This is a genomic window from Streptomyces sp. NPDC003038 (genome assembly GCF_040611115.1).
In the GTDB taxonomy this organism is placed as follows: domain Bacteria; phylum Actinomycetota; class Actinomycetes; order Streptomycetales; family Streptomycetaceae; genus Streptomyces.
The window spans coordinates 1-1,370 of record NZ_JBEXNN010000120.1 but is presented as its reverse complement, the minus strand read 5'-3'; the positions used below and the strand labels follow the sequence as shown (position 1 = coordinate 1,370).

At 66.6% G+C, this 1,370-nt stretch carries 3 pseudogenes; 1 reads left to right on the top strand and 2 read right to left on the bottom strand.

The annotated features are described in order from the left end of the window. Both ABZX75_RS34380 and ABZX75_RS34375 read right to left on the bottom strand, forming a co-directional pair. Positions 1 to 519, bottom strand: a pseudogene (locus ABZX75_RS34380) (winged helix-turn-helix domain-containing protein); the annotation flags it as partial. Between the two features lie 86 nt (positions 520 to 605). Further along, positions 606 to 851, bottom strand: a pseudogene (locus tag ABZX75_RS34375) (transposase family protein); the annotation flags it as partial. Between ABZX75_RS34375 and ABZX75_RS34370 the strand changes: the two are divergent. Beyond that, a pseudogene (locus ABZX75_RS34370) lies at positions 793 to 1,266 on the top strand (IS5 family transposase); the annotation flags it as partial. The pseudogenes ABZX75_RS34375 and ABZX75_RS34370 overlap by 59 nt on opposite strands. Positions 1,267 to 1,370: the final 104 nt, after the last annotated feature.

Genomic DNA, 1,370 nt, shown 5'->3' with positions numbered 1-1,370 from the left:
TCTTCGAAGACGAGCCAGGCCCCGAGCGCCGCCGCGGTGGTTCCACGTGCTGCCACACGTCCTTCACCCAGCCGGCCACGGCTGTCTCGCCCCCTCGACGGCGTGACGGGCCGGAACCTGGTGACTCCAGCCGTGCCGCCGCAGCATCTGGGAGATACCCGACAGTGTCATGCTCTTGTAGAATCGTCGGCCGATCAGGGTCTTGATCCTGGCCAGCGTCCATCGCTGGTCTGGCCACCCGCGAGCGACCGGCCCTTTGGCCAACTCGTCCTCGAGCACGGCGAACAGCACATCGCTCAGCTTCGGCCGGGACGCCGGGCCGCGGGAGCGCACCGCGTCCTGACCAGCCTCTCGCCAGGCCCGCCGCCACCGCTGAACCGACCGAACGCTGACCCGTAACTCCTTCGCGATCTCGGTACTGCCCCGCCCATCGGCGAACATCCCGACCGCTTCCATCCGGACCCGCTCACGGAACGCTTGCCTCTCCGCGGTCAGACCCCAACCCTGCGGATACCTCATACCTCCGGCATACCGCGACGATCATCACCTGTCAGCACCTACGACAACCCGCCTTCAAGGTCAGTAGTCGATCTCAGGGCCGCGGTCAGTCCCGGCGCCATTGCCGCCAGGTGGGCCACGACGGCGTGGACATGGGCGTGCGCGGTCCCCAGGCTGATGCCGAATCCCGCGGCGATCTGTCTCAGGGTGTCGTTCTTGCGCAAGTACACCAGTGCGACCAGTGCGCGCTGGGGCGGCGACAGCTTGCACCGTCGGTCACCCTCGAGGGTGACGAAAGGGGGCGAACTCACAGGTCCGAGCCCCGTGGACAGGGGCAAGCCGGGCTCCAAGATGCACGTCCTGTCGGACGCGAACGGGCTGCCCCTCCTCGTCGGCGTCAGCGCTGCCAACACCCACGACAGCCTCGCCCTGAAGCCCATGGTGCTCGGTCACCAAACGAGACACGACCCCCACCGCGGCCGCCACTTCAAGCCCCAACGCCTCCACGCCGACAAAGCATACGACGTTCCCCACCTGCGGAAATGGTTACGCGGCAAACGGATCGGGGTCCGTATTGCACGCAAGGGCGTCGAGTCCTCTGAACGACTCGGACGACGCCGGTGGGTGATCGAACGGACCATGTCCTGGCTGGCCGGCTACCGCCGGCTCAACCACCGCTACGAACGCCACCCCCGCAACTACCTGGCCTTTCTCGGTCTCGCTGCAGCCACCTGCTGCTACAAGCGCCTCGTCCGCCTCACCACATAGGACACGGTCTAAAGCGTGTTGCAGAAGGCTTCGGTTTGGGTATTTCGCCTGTATGGGTGGGGTGTTGAGGGCTGAGCCGTTGTGGGTGGAGACGTTCACCGGGC